Below are 16747 nucleotides of genomic sequence, written 5' to 3' on the forward strand. Positions count from 1 at the left end.
CCCTCACGCTCAGCCCACTGCTTCAAGTTCACTTACGCATTATATCGCATACTCAAGCTGCGGCAGTTGACAACCCCGTAATCGGGTCGACGCGTTCTGGCCGCAGCAGCCCCAGGTCGTCGTAGACCCGCAGGGCCTTCGGGGAAAGCTGGCTCAGGCGCGCGAACTCACCGATCGTCAGCAGGACCGTCAAGGCCGCCTCCTTGTGCCGGGCGCGGCGCCCGGCACGGACGACGATGAGCCCTGCCCATGGGGGAAGGTCAACCTCCGGGAGAAGCGGGCGCGGTGGTGCGTCCCCAACCCTTCGCTGGCGGGTGCGTCGCGGCATCGAGGTCGACGAGCAGGGCGCGGTGGTCGGAGATGTCCGTGCGCTGGCAGCGGACGGCGGTGACGTTGCCGACCTGGCCGCGGGCCAGCACGTGGTCGAGCTGGAGGCGCGGCGCGGGCGCCGGGTAGGTCGGGGCGGCGGCCAGGCGGTGCCAGCGGGTCAGCAGGCCCGGCAGCCGTCCCGGCAGGTTCAGGTCGCCGAGGACGACCAGCGGGCCGTCGACGGCGGCGAGACGGCGGGCGAGGCGCACGAGCTGCACGGCGTTCCAGCCCGGCACGAACGACAGGTGGGTGTTCACGACGGTCAGCCGGCCGGCCGGAGAGTCGATCAGGGCGGCGATCGCGACCCGGGGCTCGTCGTCCAACATGATCAGCCGGCTCCGGCCGCCCGGCGCGCCCGGGATCGCGATGGGGGAACGCACCGGCGCCCGGCCAAGCTCGATGATCCGCCACTCGGCCACGGGGAACCGGCTCGCCAGCGCGATGCCGTACGCCGGCTCGCCGGGCGCGCGCGCCCCCGTCGCCGGCCGCCAGCTCACGCCGGGAGTGCCGAACACGGTCGGGGCGAAGAACCAGCCGCCGGCGGCCGCGCCGAGCGCCGCTGCCGCCTCGGCAGCCAGGTCGCGCCGGCCGGAGCGCGGCTGGTCGACGTCCACCTCCTGCAGGCCGAGGACGTCGGCGCCCAGGTCCGCGACGGCGGAGGCGTACCGGTCCGGGTCGGCCCGGCCGTCGGTGAGCGACAGGCCGTGCATCACGTTGAAGGAGCCCAGCCGCACGCCTGGACCGTACCCGAACTACTGGAAGGCCACTGAAAATCTGAAGACCAGGAGCGTGGAGGACACCACGCCGACGGCGGTAGGGGCCGGCTGCGGCCCACAACCCACCCTGGGAGCGTGGCGGTGCGGGGGTCATGGCTGGAGTGCGGCGGGGCGGGTGACGCCGGTGACCTTCTCGTAGTGGTCGAGTGTGACGATCTTGACGACGTCGCCGGTCTTTGGGGCGTGCAGGACCTGGCGGTCACCGAGGTAGATGCCGACGTGGCCGGGGTTGTCCGGGGTGCCGTCGGAGCCTGCGGCGAACAGCAGGTCGCCGGGCTGCCAGCCGTCGATGTCGCCGACGGGAATGCTGGGACCTGAGCTGCCGGCCTGGTCGTAGGTGGTGCGGGGCAGGGTGATGCTGGCGTTGGCGTAGGCGGCTTGGACGAGGGAGGAGCAGTCCCAGGAGTCGGGGCCGTTCGCGCCGAGGTGGTAGGGCTTGCCGAGTTGGTGGCGGGCGAAGGTGATGGCGGTGCCGGCGGCGGGAGTGAGCGTGCCGGGCGGCATGGTGGCGGCGTTGATCGCCGCGGTCATGGCGGCCGCACCGGAGATGATTTTCGCGACGTAGGTCTGGGTCTCGGCGTAGGGGGGGACGCCGCCGGCGGCGAGGACGGCGCCGGGGCCGGCGTTGTAGGCGGCGAGCATCAGGCGGACGGGGTCGCCGGGGACGCGGGCGACGGTGGCGGCGACCGCGCAGTCGTAGCGGGCCGCGGCGGGGATGGCGTCCGCGGGGTCGAGGGGATCGGCGCGGCCGTCGCCGTTGCCATCGACGCCGTGGGCGGCCCAGGTGGCGGGCATGAACTGGGCGATGCCGACGGCGCCGACGCCGGAGCGGGCGGTCGGGTTGAAGCCGGACTCCTGTTTCAGCTGTGCGGCGAGCAGCCCGGGGCTGAGGGCTGTGCAGGTGCGACCCGCGCTGAGGATGGCGCCGACGTACTCGGCGGGGATTCCTGTGACCGGACCGGTGACAGCGGGTGTGCCGGTGTCGTCGGTGTCCGATCCGAACGCGCCGGCGCCGGCGAGCCCGCCGAGTATCCCGGCCGCAACCACGGTCAGGACGAGACCCACAGCCAGCACGACCGCGATAGCGGTCGTGCTGGCGTTCGTGCCGGGGCCACCCCCGGCTGCCGCCTCCGTGGTCACCGTCCACCCCGCCGCTTCGTCGTCCGTCGCAAGTCCACACAAACGATCTCTATGCGGAGCAATCTATTTGATTTGCTGTAATCCCGCAGCTACTGTGACGCACGATCCTGATGCAATACGCATCAGGAAGATCGCTCTTGGTCATATCGAGTGCCTGGTGTGGGGGGGTAGGTCGGGGATGTACACGCCTACGGGTGGGTGGGTCCCGCAGAGCGAGGACCTTGGGGCGCTCCCCACACCGGCATCGCCCCAACTCCCGCCAGCGTTGCCCGCGATGAGCGACCTGGTGGTCGTCGTCGCCGCGGGTGGCGGCGTGGGTCGCTCGACCACGGCGGACCTGCTGGCCCACCGGCTGTGCGCGGCCGGGCCGCTGGTACTCATCGATGACACACCGGGGCTGTTCAGCCTGCGCCGCAGCCTGCCCCGCGGGCCGGACGGCCTCGCGACCATGCCCGGTTACCGCGGTGCCTACCACGTGCTCGCCCCGGCGGATCCACTCGCCCGCATCGACACGGTCGGCGTGGTCGAGGGCGCCGATCCGGCCTGGACCACGCTGGTCGTCGACTCCTACGACTCGGTGCTGTATCTGCTGCATGCCGAGCAGTGGTACCGGCTGCTCACCGAGCCCGGCGTGCGGGTCCTGCTCGTCACCCCGTCCGCGACCGGGCCGCTGCAGCAGGCCCTCACCGCCGCCCGTGCCCTGCGCCAGGCCGGCGTCGCGGCCGAGGATCTGGTGGCCGCGGTCGTCGACATCGCGGGTGGGCGCATGCCCCGACCCGTCCGGGCCCGGATGGTCATGCTCGACGGCGAGGTCGGTGCGATCACCCGGGTACCCCACCTGCCGTCGGTACGCGCCACAGGACGCCTCGAAGCCGGCCACGGCGGCCGCGACGCGCAGCGCGCCGCCGACGCCCTCGTCCACCACCTCGCCCTGGAGACCGCAGCATGATCGACAGACTCGCCGCGCACGCCACCCTGCTTCTCGCCGCCGGCGAGCCCACCCGGCGCGACCCCCTTCAGTCGGTCAACCCGGGCACCGACGGCCTTCCGGGCCAGGCGACCTCGGCCCTCAACAAGATCCTGTCCTGGTCGATGTACGGCGCAGTCACCGCCTGCGGCATCGCCGCGCTCATCTCCGCCGGCTTCGCCGGCTGGGCCCGGATGACCGCCCGCCCCCAGCACTTCGACCGCGGCCTGACCGCCTTCGGCTGGGCCGTCGGCTGCGGTTTCCTCGTCGGCATCGCCATCCCGCTGGTCAACACCTTCTACAACCTCGCGATCTGAAACCGCGCGATCCAACCCGTCAGCCCGAGCGGAGCGGGAACCTTCGGCCATGTCCCTGACCCAGCAGATGACCCCCTACGGCGGCCCCCCGGGCCGCCGGCGCCGCACGTTCCTGCTCGCGGTCGCTGCCCTCGTCCTCATCGCCACCACCGTCGGCATCACCCTCGCCGTCACCGGCAGCGGCGACCACACGCAGACCGCCGCGCCGACGCCCGCGCCCACCCGCTTCGGCATCCCCTCCCCCCAACCCGCCCGCACACCCACCGCCCCAGGCCCGATACTCCTGCCACACCCCGCCCGCACCGCCCCCAACGGCGTCCCCCTCGGCTTCCCCCACACCCCTGAAGGCGCCGCCTCCGCCGCCATCCGCTGGAGCCCGCTGACCGTGCCCGCGGGAGAGGACCGCCAGATCGGCGTATTCAGGACAATTGAAACCGACAAAGCGTTCGCGCGGGATGCGGCCGCACTTCATGCGGACTACCGCGCTCACCCTCCTGCTGCAGACGACTGGTCCACGAACACCCCGGTGGCTTTGCGAATTCTGCCAACGGCTGACGCCCGGCGAGCAACTGTCGCTGTGCTTGCGACCCTGCAGGTGGGCAACTCGACCGGAGTCACGAGTACACGACCGTGGCAAAGCGCTTTTTATCTGGTCTGGCAGGACGGCGACTGGCACCTGGAGGATATAGAAGATGTTCCGGATTCACTGAAGGTCTCCTCCAGCTCCGACCCGGAAAAATATCTGACAGCCGGCTGGGAGGAGTTCCAGCTTGGCTAGGATTCCAACCCCCTCTGAGGTCTACCATGCGGCTGTCGGCGAGGCGCAGGACTTGGTGCATGACGGCATCGGGGCTGCCGCCGACGGGATTTGGGGGCTGATCATCCAGCAGTTTTCCAATGCTGCGGTGGATCTGGTCGACGGGTTGATGACAGCCTGGCCGAACATGGCGAAGGTGAACTACAACGCCAAAAGTGTGGACGATGTCTATCAGATCTGCACGGCGCTCGGAGCTATTGTCGCGGTGATGGTGCTGCTGATCGCGATTGTGCGAACGCAGATGTCTGCCGACGGTGGGCATGTGTCGGCGGCGCTGGCAGGGTTGGTGAGGGCTACGGTGGCGATCGCGGTCACCGAGGCGGTGGTGCAGACCGGCGCGAGCCTGTCGGGGGACATCTGTACGTGGATTGTTGCGAAGACCCACGACGACCAGCAGCACTTCATGGACACAGTGCGCGTGGTGCTGATCAACCAGCCGACTCCGGCGCTCACCCTGGTGTTCGCACTTGTTTCCCTGGTCACCGTGATCGTGTTGTGGGCGGAGATCCTGATGGTGAAGGTGGCGATCGCGGTGCTGGTCGCGACGTCGCCGATCGGGGCGTCGGGATTGCTGTCGGATCGGACGGCGGTGTGGTGGCAGCGGCAGGCGATGGCGACGTTCCGGCTGCTACTCGTCCCTCCGTCGATCACTCTCTGTTTCACTTTGGGGTTCAAGCAGGTGCATGCTGCCAGTGGTGTCGAGTCGACGATCGTGGCGTTGATGACATTGGCGGCGGCGGTGTTGTGCTGGCCGGCGCTGGCCCGGTTCTTCGCGATCGACGTCGACGGTCAGGTCTCCGGTGGTCTTGGACTGCTCATCGGGGCCGCGTCCAGTCTCGGCTCCCGTGCGTCGAGCATGAGCGGCGGGGGTGGGTCCGGGGGTGGCAACCCGCTGGATCCGACGATGCTGCAGCGGATGGGTTCTGGTGGGGCCAGCGGCGGCGCGGCAGGTGCCGCCGGAGGTGCCGCGGGCGTGGCGGGGTTCCTCCCGATGGCGGCTACCGCTGCCGTGGCCGCGGCGGGCGGGTTTCAGCGTCAGCTGGGCCGCACGGCGGCGCACGCCGGTCTCGGTGGGACCGGTGAGTCACCGGACACCCCCTGGCTACGCGGTGGCGGTGGGCGTGGTGCTCCCCGCCCGTCCCCCGGTCGCACCGGCGGTGGGACACCCGGGGGCGGCGGCGCGTCGGCGCCGGTGGCGCCCTCGCCCGTGCCCGCTGGTGGTGGCCCGACGCCGGCGCCGCCGGGGGACGCCACCGAGGCGCAGGCTCCGGTACCGGTCGAGGACACCGGTGTCGAGCCGGGTGCGTCGTCTGTTCCCCGACCGGGTGACGGCCTGCCGATCGCGAAGCCACCCCCCGCACCTGCGCGGGTGAATCCGAAGGAGGCCCAGCCGGGGTCTGTCTCCGCGCAGGAACAGCCCTCGGTGGTTCCTGCGCAGGGCCAGGTGCCCGATGGCCGGCCGCCGGTCGTCCCGGCGAGCGTCCGGCCGGTGGTGCGCCGTGGTGGGCCGGGTGCCGCTGGCGTCCGTTGGCAGGAGCGTCCGTGACCTCGGCCCGGACGGGCTGGGCCGTGCCCCGGCGGCTGTCGGCGCCGCCGCCGCACGGCCCGGGCGGGGGTGAGGGCCGGTGAGCGGGGTGGAGACCTATCACGGGTGGAAGCGGGACCGGGCGGGGACCTGGGCGCTGGGGCTGAGTGTGCCGCGGGCGTTGCTGGTCGTCGCCGCGGTGGTGATGACCGGGTACACGGTGGCCTATGGGGCGTTCGTCGCGTTGCCGGTGGTGCTGCCGCTGGCGGGACTGATGTTGATCGCCGCGTGGCTGCGGGTGCAGGGACTCGCGGTCGGGGAGTGGGTGCTGCGGATGGTGCGGTTCCGACGGTCGAAGGCGGGCCGGGAGACCTGGTATGCCGGTGCGGCGTGGCAGCCGGCGGCGGATCCGGCGGACCCGGCGGGGTTGCCGCGGGCGGAGTTGCCCGGGGTGCTGGCGCCGCTGCGGTTCCTGGAGGAGGAACGGGGCGCGGGCATGCCGATCGCGATCGTGCACCACCCGTACGAGCAGACCTACACCGTCGTACTGAACATTCAGTTTCCCGGCCTGGCGCTCGCGGACGCGGCGTCCGCGGCCCGGCGGGTCGGTGCGTGGGGCGGGCTGCTCGCCGGCTGGTGCGAGGACGGCAAGCCGGTGTCCCGCGTCGGCCTGTACCAGCGGTACCTGCCTGAGGACGGCGCCGAGCTGGTGCAGTGGACCGCCGCGCACACCAGCGTCGACGCGCCGGAGCTGGCGACCCGCACCGCGGCGGCGCTGCTCGGCGGCCAGCAGGTCTGGCAGTCCCGCCACGAGGCGTACCTGGCAATCTCCCTGTCGACGCAGCGGGCCCGGTCGGCGATCAAGGCCGCGGGTGGCGGGGACACCGGGGCGGCCGCGGTGCTGCTCCGGGAGGTCGGCGCGGCGGGGGACCGGATGCGCTCGGCGGGTGTCGAGGTCCGCCGCTGGCTGTCGGTGCGGGACCTGGCGGAGGTGATCCGCACGGCGTTCGACCCGCACGCGGCCGGCCCCCGGGCCGCGCACCGCGCGGCGGCCGGCGACCCGGCCTGGGCCGGCCTGGCCCCGGGCGTCGACCCGGCGCTCGCCGGTCCCGTGGCCGCGGAGGCGAAGCTGGGTTCCTACCATCACGACGGCGGCTACTCGGTGACCTACCAGGTCTACGAGTGGCCGCGTTCCCCGGTCGCCGCCGGCGGACTGGTCCCGGTGCTGCGCTCGACCGCGACGGCGCGACGCGCGATCGCGATGGTCTACGAACCGCTGCCACCGTCCGAGGCGGAACGGGCCGTGCTCGGCGACATCACCCGCTCGTCGTTCTCGGTCAGCATGCGCCAGCGCACCGGCGGCATCGTACGGACCAGCGAACGCCAGGCGCTGGCCGACGCCCAACGGCAGGAGGCGGAGAACGCGCTCGGCCACGGCCTGGTCAAGTTCGCCGGCTATCTCACCGTCACCGTCACCGACCCCGAACGGCTCGAGGAGGCCTGCGCCGAACTGGAGGCCGACGCCGCCGGGCAGGGCTGCCGGCTGGTGCTGCGCCGGCTGTGGATGGCCCAGGACGCCGCCTTCGCCACCACCCTGCCCCTGGGCCTTGGCCTGCCCGGCACCGGGCTGCTGCGATGAGCCCCCGCGGATCCACCCCGCAGCCCCGGCACGCCGGATCCACCCGACGCGCTCGGCGCGATCGGGATCTGACGTCGCTGCCGGCACGTGCGCTCGTCGACCTGCTGCCCGCCTCACGTCCGGCGCCGGACCAGCCCGCCGCACCCGACGCGGCCGAGGCGCCGCGGGCGTGGGTGGCGCGCCGGGGCCGGCGCGGCGCGTTCGGGGGGCGGGCGGCGAACACCGCCCAGGCGTCGGTATGGCGCGGGTCGACCGCCGCCGTGCAGGGCCTCTACCCGATGCTGACCCGCGCCGGCGTGCCTCCCGTGGGGGCCTACATCGGCTACGACGTCATCACCGGCTCGGCGTTTTCCTGCCATCCCGTCGAATGGCTGCGCCACGGCCTGGTCCGCAACCCCAACCTGCTTGTCTCCGGCAGCCCCGGCGCCGGGAAGTCCGCGACCCTGAAGGCACTGTCGCTGCGGCTGACCCAGTTCGGCGTGTCCACCCTCGTCCTCGGCGACCTCAAGGGCGAGTACGGGCCGCTCGTGCAGGCGGTCGGCGGCACCGTCAGCGAACTCGGCCCCGGCCTGCCCGGGCGGCTCAACCCCCTCGACGCCGGCCCGCTGGGCGCCCGGCTGCTGCGCGACCCGGCCCTGCTCACCGAACGCCTCGCCGAGATCGCGCGGCGCCGGCTGCGCCTGCTGGTCACCCTCGTCGGCGCCCGCACCCCGGTCGGCCCCGAGGACGAGACCGTCCTCGCCGAGGCCCTGCGGATCGCCACCGGTGAACACCACGCCCACTCCCGGCTCGCGGACCCGACGATCCCCGACATCCACCGGGTGCTGCTCGACGCCCCCGACCATCTCGTCACTGCCGTGCGCTGCGCGTCGCAGGCCGAGTTCGTCGGCCTGTTCCGCCGGGTCACCGACGCACTGGGCTCGATGGTCCGCAACCTCGCCGGGATCTTCGACGCCCCCACCACCGTCGCGCTCGACTTCGACGCCCCCATGCAGTCGGTCGACATCTCCCGGCTGTCCCAGCGCGGCGAGGACGCCGTCGTCGTCGGCCTGTCCTGCCTGTCCAGCTGGGGGCAGGCCGCGATCGACGAACCCGGCCGGCTACGCATGGTCATCCGCGACGAGGTGTGGCGCCAACTCCGCGCCGGCGTCGAGTTCGTTCGCAAGATCGACTCTGATCTGCGGCTGAGTCGCGCCGAAGGGACCATCCAGGTACTGGCCACCCACCGCCTCGCCGACTTCGAGGCGGTCGGCGCCGCCGGCTCCGAAGCCGTCGCGATCGCCCGCGAGCTGGTCTCGTCCTGCGACGTGCGGATCCTGCTCGCCCAGGACACCCGTCCACTCGCCGACCTCGCCGACGCCGTCGGCCTCACCGACGCCGAACGCCACCTCGTCGCCTCCTGGGGCGGCGGCGACCGCGGCCGCGGCCTGTGGAAGATCGCCGGCATCGGCGGCTACCCCGTCCAGCTCGTCCTCACCGACGCCGAAGCGCAGCTTTACCACACCGACGAACGCATGGCGACCTGATCCCGCCCAGCCCAAACGATTCTTTCCCCCAGGCACCCATGTCCTTCATGATCCGGATGGTCGTACCATCGACCTGCACGTCACCCCGTGAACGCAACTGAAGAGAAACTCATCGTGGTGGATTACGCGATCCTGGTCCGCGCGTTCCTCGGGACTTTTCGCGGCTCTCCTGGTCGAGGACGTCGACGATCCCCCTGAGCGTGGGGACGTCGACGTCCTCGGCGACGTCGCCGGTGCTGGTGGCCGTGGTGGCGGTCCGGGGCTCGGGCGTGGCGGGCCGGGTGTCGGCCGCGGCCGCGCGCAGCACCAGTTCGAGGTCGAACCGGATGTCCGGATCCTCCAGACACGGCCCGAACAGCTCGCGTAGCTGGTTGACGCGGTAGCGGACGGTCTGCGGATGGACGTGCAGCCGCTCGGCGATCAGGCCGCGCTGGCCGCGCAGCGACAGCCAGTGCAGCAGGGTCTCGGCGAGCCGCTCGCGGGTCCGCTCGGGCAGCCCGGCCAGCGGCGCCAGCAGCCGGGCGGCCAGGTCGGCGACGAGGGCGGGGTCGCGGGCGAGCAGCAGCGCGCTCAGGTGCTCGTCGGTGAACAGCGGATCCGTCCCGGCGGCGGCAGGCAGCCGGCCACCGGAGCGGGCGTCGCGGGCGAACCGGGCCCGCGCGGCGCTCGCCGTGGTCTGGCCCAGGGGCACGGCGGGACCGACGATCGCCCCGAGCCCGGCCAGCCGGTCGGCGCGCGCGGCGCGCGCCGGCCCGCGGTCGGTCCCGCCGACGAACAGCCAGGTGTCCTCGCCCTGCACGGCGCGCGGATGGTCGGCGACCAACACGGCCGGCCAGAGCGGCGCCGGTGGCGAGCCGTCGGCGAACGAGTCCGGCCAGGCGGGCGAGGGATCTGCCTGCGCCGTCGTCGCGGCGGAGCGGTGGGCCAGCGGCGGCGGGTTGCGACCCGGGATCAGCACGGCGGCGATGCGGCTCGGCAACCGGACGCACCCGGCGCTGGCGACCTGCCTGACGGCCTCCGCGGGCGACCCGGAGAGCAGCATCTCGCCGAGCCGGTCCAGCCGGCGCTCCCGCTCGCCCGCGGCGGTGAACTGTTCCGCGGCGTAGCCCTCGGCGGAGGCGGCGGAGATGCCGTCGATGTAGGCGAACATCATCTCGGCGAGGGAGACCAGACCGGCCGCGTCGACGCCCTGGCGGGCCGCGGCCTCGCCGAACCGCCGCCAGGACACCCGGGCACCCACCCGGTAGGCGCTGAGCAGGTTGTCCAGCGACCGGCCGGAGCGCACCTCGCCCCGGCCGAGGCGGACGTACACCTCGCGGCTGGCGGCGAGGTCGGGTACGCGAGCCGGACCAGCCTCGACGACGGTGAGGAACTGGTGCAGCGCCTCGGTGACGCCCCGGCGGACCCCGCGGCCGAAGGGGCCTTCCAGCGGGCGGGCGTAGGCGGGCACCTCGCGGGGGATCGCCGTCATGATTTCTTCGCCCACGCAGTCAAACTCCGCCGCGAGCGTCGCCGTCAGGCCAGCCGGGAACTGTCCCATGGGAACAGTCTGACCCACCGAGCCGCCGACGAGTCCCCTGGCCCGGCGGTGTCGGCCTGCTGGGATCGCTGGCGAAGGCGCGAGTCCGATATGCCGGCCGAATCTGTCCGGCCGGGTTCGGGCGAAGGCGCGGCGCTGTCCGGGCAGATCCCGCCTCGGTCGTCCTCGAGGAAGCCGTCGAGCGCGACGCGGCGGCGCAGGTATACCGCCAGCTGGGTCCGGACAGTAGCGTGGGCAACTGTGTCGTCGTCTAGAGAACCCGGTCCGGCGGGGTCCGCCGCGGTGGGGTCCGCCCTGCCGGCATCCTCCTATCCGATCGAGCGGACCCGGCTCGACAACGGGCTGCGCGTTCTTCTCGCTCCCGATCGCACCGCGCCCGTGGTGGCCGTCTCCGTGCACTACGACGTCGGCTTCCGCTCCGAGCCGGAGGGTCGCACCGGTTTCGCGCATCTGTTCGAGCATCTGATGTTCCAGGGCAGCGCGAACGTCGGCAAGGCAGAGCATCCGAAGCACGTCCAGGCGGCCGGGGGAATCTTCAACGGTTCCACCCATCCCGACCACACCGACTATTTCGAGCTGCTGCCGTCCGGCGCGCTCGAACTGGCGCTGTTCCTCGAGGCCGACCGTATGCGGGCCCCGAAGATCACCCGGCAGAACCTCGACAACCAGATCGCGGTTGTCCAGGAGGAGATCCGGGTCAACGTCCTCAACCGGCCATACGGCGGATTTCCCTGGATCAAGCTGCCGCCGGTCGCGTTCGACACGTTTCCCAACGCGCACAACGGTTATGGCGATTTCTCGGAGTTGGCCGCGGCCAGTCTCGAGGACGCCGAGGACTTCTTCGACAAGTACTACGCGCCCGGCAACGCGGTGCTCACCGTGGCCGGGGACATCGATCCCGCCGAGACGTCGGCGTTCATCGAGCGGTACTTCGGTGACATCCCCGCCCGTGCGGTGCCACCGCGGGCAGGCTTCACCGAGCCGGTGCCCACGGCCGAACGCCGGGCCACCATCACCGACCCGCTGGCGCCGCGCGCGGCCCTCGCCGTCGGCTACCGCGTTCCCGACCCGATCGCCGACCTGCACGGTTTCCTCGCCTACTACCTGCTGACCGAGGTGCTCAGCGACGGCGACGCCAGCCGGCTGGAGCGCCGGCTGGTGCAGAAGGACCGTTCGGTGCTCGGGATCAGCACGTATCTCGGCACGTTCGGCAACCCGTTCGAACAGCGGGACCCGCTGCTGCTCACCCTGGACGCCCGCCAGTCCGAGGACGCGAGCGCCGACGCGGTCCTCGCGGCCGTCGACGAGGAGCTGTCCCGGCTGGCGAACGACGGCCTGGCGGCCGGCGAGCTGGAGCGGGTCCAGGCCCGGGTGGGTTCGGCGCTGCTGCGCGAGGCCGACGACGCGCTCGGGCGCGCCATGGCGATGGCCGTGCACGAGCTGCACCGTGGTCGGCCCGAGCTGGTCAACGAGCTGCCCGCCGAGCTGTCGACGGTCACGGAAGCGGCGATCGCCGCCGCCGCCGGGTCGCTGCTGACGCAGGGCCGCTCGGTCCTGGAGCTGCACGCCGGCGCCGCATCATGATCAGGAGTGCTGTGAGCTCGACGAATCCGACGCCCGCCCGCCCTCCGGCCGCCGCGACGACGGCCGGCGCGGCCCCGGCCGTCGGCGTCCTGCCCGCGGTGCGGCCGACCGAGCCGGCGGAACTGCCGGCGGTCACCGACCGCACGCTCGACAACGGGCTGCGGGTGCTGGTCGTCGAGCGCTCGTCGGTGCCGCTCGTCGAGGTGCGCCTGCGCATCCCCTTCGCCGGTCTCGGCGCCGACCATCACGCGCGGGCCGAGGTGCTGGCGGAGACCCTGTTCACCGGCTCGCCGCGGCTGGACCGCGTGGGCCTGGCCACCGAGGTCCAGCGGCTCGGCGGTGCCCTGTCCACCGGCGTCGACAACGACCGGCTCGCCGTCGTGGGCTCCGCGTTCGCGGTGAACCTCGAACCGCTCCTGGAGATCATGGCCGACGTCCTGCTGGGCGCGACCTACCCCGACGACGAGGTCGCGGGCGAGCGGGAGCGGATCGTCGAGGACACCGCCGTGGCGCGCAGCCAGCCGACGGTCATCGCCCGGGAGGCTCTGCTCGCCCGGCTGTTCGGCGACCACCCGTACGCGACGGGCATCGCCGATCCCGACATCGTCGGTGCGGTGCAGCCGGGCCACGTGCGGGCCCTGCACGCCGAGCGGGTCTCGCCGGCCGGGGCCATCCTCACCCTCGTCGGCGACATCACTCCCGAGCGGGCGCTGGCCGCGGTCAGCGCGGCCCTCGGCGGCTGGTCGGGCCAGGCGGCCCGCCCGGCGCCGCCGCTGCCGCCGCTGGGCCTCGGCCCGATCATCATCGTGGACCGTCCCGGCGCCGTGCAGACGAACATCCGCCTGGGCGGGGCGGCCCTGGCCCGCTCCGCACCCGGCGCCCCGGCGCAGCGCCTGGCCAGCACGATCTTCGGCGGCTACTTCAGTTCCCGGCTCGTCGACAACATCCGCGAGGACAAGGGCTACACTTACTCGCCGCGCAGCTCGATCGACCACTATCAGGTGGGTTCGCGGTTCACCGTCGCCGCGGACGTCGCCACCGAGGTGACCGGGCCGGCCCTGGTGGAGATCCGCTACGAGCTCGGGCGCCTGGCGGTGCTGGCACCGAGCCAGGCGGAGCTCGACGCGGCTCGCCAGTACGCGGTGGGCACGCTCGCGCTCGGCAGCGCGACCGCCGCGGGTCTCGCCTCCACCCTGTCCGCGCTGGCCGGCGCCGGTCTGGGCGTGGAGTACCTGCGTGATCACCCCAGAGCGCTGGCTGAGGTCACAGTCGACGACGTGCAGGCCGCCGCGGCGGAACTGCTCGCCCCGACCGGGCTGGTCACCGTCCTCGTCGGTGACCGGGCGAAGATCCTCCGCGCGGTCGGCAGCCTCGGCCCCGTCGCCGAGTCCTGACCTGCGCGGCCCGCGCCGCGCCGGCGCGTCGCCGAACCAGACCAGTGCCGCTGTCGCCTCGGCCGGCCGCGCCGCGTGGGCGGCCGGGGTGGCGGCGGCTCAGCGGCGCCCCGAGGTGGAGCGCGGGGGCGCCGGCCGCGGTGCGCCCACGCCGGTTCCCGGCCCCTGGCCGGCGTTCGCCCCGCCCGGGTGCGCCGCCGCGCCGCCGGGCGCGGCGCCACCCACCTGGCCACCGCCGGACACCGGGCCGCGGCTGAACAGCTCACCCGGCAGGACCACCCGTGGGTCGCCGACCGAGTCGACCACCTGCCGGGCCAGGTCATGTACCCGTCGGCCCATGCCACGGGCCGTGCGCCGGAGCCGCTCGAACGCCTCCCGCGGCCGGATCTGATGGCGCTCCGCCAGCACGCCGATGGCCTGTTCGACGATCACGCGCGAGGCGAGGGCGTGTTCGAGCTGGACGACCGACAGCCGCAGCTGCTCGACCTCGCCGAGGTCACGTTCGGCTCGCCGCGGCCGCCCGGGCGGAGCGAGGTCCTCCGCGAGCAGATCAGCGAGGACCATGGCGGACAGCAGGTCGCCGACCGGGCGTAGTTCGGGGCCGGGACCCTCCACGACCCAGCCGGCGGACGTCCGGCGCAGCCGCATGTCACCACCGGACCGGCGGACACCAGCCGGTGTGGTCGCCTTCGGATCGGGACCGCCGGCGCCGGCGTCGCCGCCCGCGGCGGGCGGGCGACCGGGCCGGACCGGGCCGGTGCGACCCGGTGGTCCGGGGCGCACGGCCCGTGCCATGGCCTGCGGCGTCGGCATCCGCCCGGGTGGACGTGGGCCGGTAGCGGCGGCGGGGCCGCCCGGCGACTCCCCGGCCGCCGGTACGGCGGAGGCCGGCTGCCCGGCGTCGGCCGCCGGGGGGCCGGCCGTGCCGTTTCCCGCGGCGCCGCCGCCGTGGTCCGCTCGCTCGTGGCCAGGCTGTGCCGCGCCAGGCTGTGCCGCGCCGGGCTGTGCCGCGCCGGGCTGTGCCGCGCCGGGCTGTGCCGCGCCGAGGACGGCGGGCGCCGCGGCCGGCGCCGGTTGCTGCGACGCCGGGACGTGCGCAGCCGGGTCGGGTCGCGGGTGCCCGGCTTCGGTGGAGGGTGTTTCACCGGCGGCAACGACGTCCGGCCTGGCCGCGGCCCCCTCGGCGGGCCTGGGTCCGTTCGAGGAGACCGCCGGCGGTGCCGTTGATGCCGGTGGCGCCGGGACGTCACCGGCGGCCCCGAGCGCGTCCGCGATTCCGCGGATCAGCGCCTGGGTGTCGGCGGGTACGGGCACGTCGGCGTGGTCCAGGCTGGCCAGTACGCCGAGCAGCCGGCCGTCCGGCCTGATCACCGGTGTCGCGAGATAACTGCGCACCCCCAACTGGCGGTGCTCGGCGGTATCGGCCGCGGGGTTGCCCGCGTCGATCCCGGACACCGCAGCGGGCGCACCGTCGAGCATCCGGGCGATGACGCTGTCCGCGCGGGGATAGTTGGTTCCCTCGTCGAGATCGCCGAAGGTTCCGGTCACACGGAGATAGCTTGCGGTCGTCGCAGAAACCACGACGAAACAGGCCGTCTCCATCCGGTCCAGGGCGCGAACGGCCCGCAGCGCGGCATCGACGGTGCTCCACGCCTGTTCTGAGGGTGCTGACGACACAGGCCGAACTCTCCCACAAACTTCACGGGCAGTGACGGACACCGTCCCACGAGCCGGCCGCGTGTGCGGTGGGAAGGTAAGAACTCCCGGGATGTCGTTGCTCTACGTATCCGTTATGCGGCAGAAGTGACCTTCTCGGTGACCTGGCGAAGACTCGGGTTCGTCATCACAGTGCCATCGGGAAAGAGCACGGTCGGCACGGTCGCGTTCCCGTTGTTCGCATCGCGGACAAGTTGCTCTGCTGTCGGGTCGTTCTCGATATCGACGGCCTTGTACTCGATGCCGGCGCGATCGAGTTGGCCCTTCAGTCGAACGCAGTAGCCGCACCAGGAAGTCGAGTAGATCGTGAGCACCTTATGATCCTCCAAGTCGTTGGTACACAACGACTGCTGTAACCGCTGCGCGCCGCCGCCGCTTCCCGTGGCGAGCGGGTACTACCGTGTCGAGGGATGTCCGGATCGCCTGCTCCCGCCGCCCCGCACACCGTTGACCTCCTCGCGGCGCTCGACCCCGAGCAGCGGGCCGCGGCGGACGCCCCGCTAGGCCCAGTGTGCATCCTCGCCGGGGCTGGTACGGGCAAGACGCGCACGATTACCCACCGAATCGCCCACATGGTCGTCGATCGGGGGGTTGGCCCCGATCAGGTGCTTGCGCTGAGCTTCACCGCCCGGGCGGCGGGGGAGCTGCGCGGGCGGCTGCGGGCCATGAACGTGCCGGGGGTACAGGCCCGAACGTTCCACTCGGCGGCGTTGCGGCAGCTTCACTACTTCTGGCCGTCCGTGGCCGGGGGCCCCCTGCCCCGCACCGAGCGCAGCAAGATCCCGCAGATGGTCCAGGCGGCGGGGCGGCTGCGGCTGCGGCCGGACCGGGCGGAGCTGCGCGACCTGACCGCCGAGGTCGAGTGGGCGAAGGCCAGCCTGATCACGCCGGCGGACTACGCCCGCGAGGCGGTATCCGGCGGCCGGGAGACCACTCTGACGGCGGAGACCGTCGGCCGCCTCTATGCCGCCTACGAGGAGGTCAAGAGCGAGTCCGGCGTGCTCGACATGGAGGACCTGCTGCTGCTCACCGCGGCCATGATCGAGGAACACGGCTGGGTCGCCACGGAGATCCGCTCCCGCTACCGCCATTTCGTCGTCGACGAGTACCAGGACGTCAACACCCTGCAGCAGCGGGTGCTGGACGCCTGGCTGGGCGAGCGGGACAGCCTCTGCGTCGTCGGGGACCCGAACCAGACCATCTACTCCTTCGCTGGTGCGTCGCCCCGGTACCTGCTGGACTTCCCGCGTCGCTACCCGGCGGCGGCGATGGTCCGGCTCGTGCGCGACTACCGCTCGACACCGCAGGTGGTGACCCTGGCCAACCGGCTGGTGCGGGCCGGCGCCGGCGCCGGGCTCGTCGCCGCGGCGCCCGCCCGGGCGGCGCCCCCCCGGGGGGGGTGGGGCAACCCGGCCCCCCCGGCCCCCGCCCGGGGGG

At 73.2% G+C, this 16747-nt stretch carries 15 protein-coding genes; 9 read left to right on the top strand and 6 right to left on the bottom strand.

The genetic code is table 11. The annotated features are described in order from the left end of the window. Positions 1-52 precede the first annotated feature (52 nt). From MXD60_RS22900 to MXD60_RS22910, 3 genes are all read right to left on the bottom strand, one after another. Positions 53-193, bottom strand: coding sequence for a MerR family DNA-binding transcriptional regulator (locus tag MXD60_RS22900; protein WP_248821400.1), 141 nt, complete (start codon positions 191-193; stop codon positions 53-55). A gap of 67 nt (positions 194-260) precedes the next feature. Continuing rightward, positions 261-1103 (bottom strand): endonuclease/exonuclease/phosphatase family protein, encoded by an 843-nt coding sequence (locus MXD60_RS22905; RefSeq protein ID WP_248821401.1) that lies wholly within the window; start codon positions 1101-1103, stop codon positions 261-263. A 132-nt stretch (positions 1104-1235) separates the two neighbouring features. Further along, positions 1236-2285 carry a C40 family peptidase gene (locus MXD60_RS22910; RefSeq protein ID WP_248821402.1) on the bottom strand — a complete coding sequence of 350 codons (1050 nt, stop codon included), beginning with the start codon at positions 2283-2285 and terminating at the stop codon, positions 1236-1238. A 274-nt stretch (positions 2286-2559) separates the two neighbouring features. Between MXD60_RS22910 and MXD60_RS22915 the strand changes: the two genes are divergently transcribed. From MXD60_RS22915 to MXD60_RS22940, 6 genes are all read left to right on the top strand, one after another. Beyond that, positions 2560-3234, top strand: a complete 675-nt coding sequence (locus tag MXD60_RS22915) for a hypothetical protein (RefSeq protein WP_248821403.1) — start codon at positions 2560-2562, stop codon at positions 3232-3234. Further along, positions 3231-3569, top strand: a complete 339-nt coding sequence (locus MXD60_RS22920) for a hypothetical protein (RefSeq protein WP_248821404.1) — start codon at positions 3231-3233, stop codon at positions 3567-3569. Before MXD60_RS22915 ends, MXD60_RS22920 begins: the two co-directional genes overlap by 4 nt. Positions 3570-3618: 49 nt before the next feature. Continuing rightward, positions 3619-4347 carry a DUF8175 domain-containg protein gene (locus MXD60_RS22925; protein WP_248821426.1) on the top strand — a complete coding sequence of 243 codons (729 nt, stop codon included), beginning with the start codon at positions 3619-3621 and terminating at the stop codon, positions 4345-4347. Between the two features lie 127 nt (positions 4348-4474). Then, positions 4475-5932, top strand: a complete 1458-nt coding sequence (locus MXD60_RS22930) for a hypothetical protein (protein WP_248821405.1) — start codon at positions 4475-4477, stop codon at positions 5930-5932. A gap of 79 nt (positions 5933-6011) precedes the next feature. After that, on the top strand, positions 6012-7550 hold the full coding sequence (locus tag MXD60_RS22935; RefSeq protein WP_248821406.1) for an SCO6880 family protein: 1539 nt from the start codon (positions 6012-6014) through the stop codon (positions 7548-7550). After that, positions 7547-9076, top strand: coding sequence for a putative type IV secretion/conjugal transfer ATPase (locus tag MXD60_RS22940; RefSeq protein WP_248821407.1), 1530 nt, complete (start codon positions 7547-7549; stop codon positions 9074-9076). The genes MXD60_RS22935 and MXD60_RS22940 overlap by 4 nt, the downstream gene beginning before the upstream one ends. 109 nt (positions 9077-9185) lie before the next feature. On the opposite strand, the gene MXD60_RS22945 is transcribed toward MXD60_RS22940, so the two are convergent. Continuing rightward, positions 9186-10616 (bottom strand): helix-turn-helix domain-containing protein, encoded by a 1431-nt coding sequence (locus tag MXD60_RS22945; protein ID WP_248821408.1) that lies wholly within the window; start codon positions 10614-10616, stop codon positions 9186-9188. A gap of 282 nt (positions 10617-10898) precedes the next feature. On the opposite strand from MXD60_RS22945, the gene MXD60_RS22950 reads away from it, so the two are divergent. Beyond that, entirely contained in the window at positions 10899-12200 is a 1302-nt protein-coding gene (locus MXD60_RS22950) for a M16 family metallopeptidase (protein WP_248821409.1), read from the top strand. Then, positions 12197-13594: a M16 family metallopeptidase gene (locus MXD60_RS22955; protein ID WP_248821410.1), complete on the top strand. Its 1398-nt coding sequence runs from the start codon at positions 12197-12199 to the stop codon at positions 13592-13594. Before MXD60_RS22950 ends, MXD60_RS22955 begins: the two co-directional genes overlap by 4 nt. 99 nt (positions 13595-13693) lie before the next feature. Here MXD60_RS22955 and MXD60_RS22960 read toward each other — a convergent pair whose 3' ends face one another. Together MXD60_RS22960 and MXD60_RS22965 are read right to left on the bottom strand one after the other, a co-directional pair. Next, complete coding sequence (locus tag MXD60_RS22960) at positions 13694-15271, bottom strand: ANTAR domain-containing protein (protein WP_248821411.1); 1578 nt, start codon at positions 15269-15271, stop codon at positions 13694-13696. 113 nt (positions 15272-15384) lie between these two features. Then, positions 15385-15624 carry a mycoredoxin gene (locus MXD60_RS22965; protein ID WP_248821412.1) on the bottom strand — a complete coding sequence of 80 codons (240 nt, stop codon included), beginning with the start codon at positions 15622-15624 and terminating at the stop codon, positions 15385-15387. Positions 15625-15720: 96 nt separating this feature from the next. On the opposite strand from MXD60_RS22965, the gene MXD60_RS22970 reads away from it, so the two are divergent. After that, positions 15721-16747 (top strand): ATP-dependent helicase (locus MXD60_RS22970; RefSeq protein WP_248821413.1); only part of this gene is annotated, 1027 nt, incomplete at its 3' end.

It is taken from the genome of Frankia sp. AgB32 (assembly GCF_023243045.1).
In the GTDB taxonomy this organism is placed as follows: Bacteria; Actinomycetota; Actinomycetes; order Frankiales; family Frankiaceae; genus Frankia.